The organism is Clostridium sulfidigenes, from assembly GCF_000732635.1.
In the GTDB taxonomy this organism is placed as follows: Bacteria; Bacillota; Clostridia; order Clostridiales; family Clostridiaceae; genus Clostridium_J; species Clostridium_J sulfidigenes.
On record NZ_JPMD01000072.1, the window covers coordinates 1 to 3,081 of the forward strand.

The following is a 3,081-nucleotide window of genomic DNA, read 5'->3' on the forward strand; positions in this document are numbered from 1 at the left end:
TCATATTCATCATAGCCTAAATGGTTGTCCAACTCAGCTGCTAACATACTTTCAATTGTACCTCCGAGTAAGTCTTTTAATGCATCTTGAATATCTTCTGCAGATTGAATGTCATATTCTCTAATTAAATCTGCTATGATATTCTTTTTTCCTTCGCTTAATCTTTCTTTTCTTTTCACCATAAAAACAGCCTCCCATGATATATTTATTTTATCATAGAAAGCTGCTATTATTTGTAATTTACAGACTTTTTTTCACAGGCTCATAAAAAATAGTATAAAAAATGCTGAAGTATTTCTAATTTTTAAATTAGGCTCCAGCATTTTTGTTATTTACCTTCTGTATAAGCATGTTCTAGTATATCTAAATATTCAGTAAAACTATCCTTGTCTTCTTTAGAAACGTTTTCTAAGGAATAATCGAGAAATTTACATCTTTCCATAATTACTGCTTCTAATATGTTATGTCCCTTTTCTAAACCTTCTATTCTAACTATTCGTCTATCTTTTGAATCTCTAACTCTCTTAACAAGATCCTTGCTTTCCATCCTATCAACTAAATCAGTGATGGTGCTAGGGGCTTGATACAGTTTATTGCTAAGTTCACTAATGGTTACTTCTTTATGATTTACTATAATTTGTAAAGCTTCAAATTGTGCAGGAGTAATATCATAATCTTCTAATATAGTTCTTCCTTTTTTCTTTATATAAAAGCATACTCTTCTTAATAGTTTCTCTATCTTTTCTATTTGTGGATCTTCATAAATTTTCAAAAAATCACTCCTAAATTATATTATAAAAAACATTAAAGTTTATTATACTTCTGTATTATTATACACTTTTTTTCGAATATAGTCAATTAATTACAATTCAATGATAAAATTCAATAAAAAACAGCATCTTGAATTAAAATCAAAATGCTGTTTTTGTATTTTAAATTAATTATGTAAGAATTTATTATTCTTGCATTTTAGCAATACTATCAAGACATTCTTCACAAATATTTTTACCTTTGTAGTTTTTAACGTCTCTAGCATTACCACAGAATAAACATGCTGGCTCATATTTTTTTAATATGATTTGATCTCTATCTACATAAATTTCTAAAGCATCTTTTATCTCGATGTCTAAAGTTCTTCTTAACTCTATTGGAATTACTATTCTTCCTAATTCGTCTACTTTTCTTACTATACCTGTTGATTTCATAATATTTTCCTCCTAAATGTTTGTTATTTATTTTTTCATAAGTATAAGTGGGATTATATATAACTATTATATATAATTATTGTAATTTGTATACATTATTAAATTATCCAATTCCCATTAAATTATACATTAATAGTTAATATATATCTATTATAACTTATTCTTTTAAATTTTAACAGAGATTTTTTGCATTTGTCATATTTTACAAATGTAAACCTTACCTATAGTTAGTGAATTGTACATCTATACCATAGTCTTTAGATTTTAATAGCTGCATTGTTTCTTGTAAATCATCCTTATTCTTTCCAGATATCCTTAACTGATCATCCATTATTTGAGGCTGAACTTTTATTTTACTAGCCTTAATATCTGCCACCATAGCTTTAGCTTTCTCAGTAGAGATACCTTTTATTAATTTACAAGTAACTTTAGCTGTACCTAGAGAACCTGAATCAATTTTACCAACTTCAAGAGCTTTGGAAGAGACACCTCTTTTAATAAATTTCCCCTTGAGTATGTCGATTACAGTATCTAACTTAAACTCATCATCAGATATGAGCTTAACTTCATCTTTTAGTAAAGTTATTTCTGTCTTAGTACCTTTAAAGTCATATCTTTGTTTAATTTCCTTTAGGGCTTGATTAATAGCGTTATCAACTTCTTGCATATTAATTTCAGAAACCACATCAAAGGAATATGAACTTGCCATACTTAGAACCTCCTTAAAATAATCTATATGTAAAAAACATATAAATATATAATAATTTATATATTTAAAAATGTCTATATAAATTTTAAAAAATTTAGATTTATTTTTAGTTGATGTTTTTCAATAGTTTTGTTAAAATAGTCTAATGATTTAATAAAGATAAAACAGGAAGTGATGATAATGAAATACTGTATTTTTGATGAAAAGAAAGTATGTAATGATTGTGGAGAGTGCAATGTATGTGAATACAATAGAGATAAGATCTGTGATAACTGTGGTAAATGTCTAGAGATTGAAGGATATGATGTTAAGGCTGTAAAAATAGATGAGGTATTTGAAAAGAATAAAGAAGAAGAAATCAAAATCGATTTGGAAGACTTTAGTGATTTTGATACAATTGAAGAAGAGGATAGCTTTCAAGAAGATATAGTACCATTAGAAGAAGATGAAATACCATATATAGATGCTCTCGATGATGAATCCAATTGGGATTATATATCTGATGTAGAAGGCATGGATGAACTTATGGAAGAAACGGGTACAGATGGACTGCTACATGAAGAATATCCAGGTTTATATGTAGTAAATAATAAAAGATAGCTACACAAAAGTATTATATATGATATAATAGTTTTATAATATTTTACTATGGAGGTACAAAAGAATGAGCATTACTATTCTTAATTAATTTTATAAGCATAACAAAATAAATATTTATTACAATTTAAATATAGTTTTATGTTTTTTGTTGTGCAATTAATTAGGCAGTGGTAATCTATTCTTTTAATTCTAATCATATAATAATGTTTTGATAGGTTAAGGTATGTAACTATAGTTTACTATAATTAATTTATTATAATAGTTTCTATTTACCCTTAACCAGTTTATATTATATGAATTAATAATAGAGTTGTAAGTTTGGTTTTAATTGCTTATTGTGATTAAAACCTTTTTTGTTTCTTAAAATTGAAGTACCACCATTGCCTAAAATGTACCCTAAGTCAAGGACATTTTATAAAAAGACCCTAAGATAAAAGATGATTTCTGTATTGAACAGGAGTCATCTTTTTTAAGTTCCATTGGCATCTATACTTATTATGATAATCTATGTAATCCTCAATTTCACATAATAGATCTTCAAAGGTTTCACAATTTTTTAGATTTGTT

The 3,081-nt window shown here is 26.2% G+C and carries 5 protein-coding genes and 1 pseudogene; 1 reads left to right on the top strand and 5 read right to left on the bottom strand.

What is annotated here, in order from left to right:
* The 4 genes and pseudogenes from IO99_RS17895 to IO99_RS17910 form a co-directional block, all read right to left on the bottom strand.
* A pseudogene (locus tag IO99_RS17895) lies at positions 1–182 on the bottom strand (IS256 family transposase); the annotation flags it as partial.
* A gap of 146 nt (positions 183–328) precedes the next feature.
* Positions 329–772 (bottom strand): MarR family winged helix-turn-helix transcriptional regulator, encoded by a 444-nt coding sequence (locus IO99_RS17900; protein WP_035135877.1) that lies wholly within the window; start codon positions 770–772, stop codon positions 329–331.
* A gap of 184 nt (positions 773–956) precedes the next feature.
* Positions 957–1,205, bottom strand: coding sequence for an AbrB/MazE/SpoVT family DNA-binding domain-containing protein (locus IO99_RS17905; protein WP_035135880.1), 249 nt, complete (start codon positions 1,203–1,205; stop codon positions 957–959).
* Positions 1,206–1,422: 217 nt separating this feature from the next.
* On the bottom strand, positions 1,423–1,914 hold the full coding sequence (locus IO99_RS17910; protein ID WP_035135882.1) for a YajQ family cyclic di-GMP-binding protein: 492 nt from the start codon (positions 1,912–1,914) through the stop codon (positions 1,423–1,425).
* Positions 1,915–2,094: 180 nt separating this feature from the next.
* Between IO99_RS17910 and IO99_RS17915 the strand changes: the two genes are divergently transcribed.
* Positions 2,095–2,514, top strand: coding sequence for a hypothetical protein (locus IO99_RS17915; RefSeq protein ID WP_051824312.1), 420 nt, complete (start codon positions 2,095–2,097; stop codon positions 2,512–2,514).
* Positions 2,515–2,939: 425 nt separating this feature from the next.
* Here IO99_RS17915 and IO99_RS18865 read toward each other — a convergent pair.
* Positions 2,940–3,081 (bottom strand): IS3 family transposase (locus IO99_RS18865; protein WP_156964397.1); only part of this gene is annotated, 142 nt, incomplete at its 5' end.

Coding starts and splice junctions, on each gene's coding strand:
- IO99_RS17905 (WP_035135880.1), bottom strand. CDS start 1,205: ATGAAATCAACAGGTATAGTAAGAAAAGTAGACGAATTAGGAAGAATA.
- IO99_RS17910 (WP_035135882.1), bottom strand. CDS start 1,914: ATGGCAAGTTCATATTCCTTTGATGTGGTTTCTGAAATTAATATGCAA.
- IO99_RS17915 (WP_051824312.1), top strand. CDS start 2,095: ATGAAATACTGTATTTTTGATGAAAAGAAAGTATGTAATGATTGTGGA.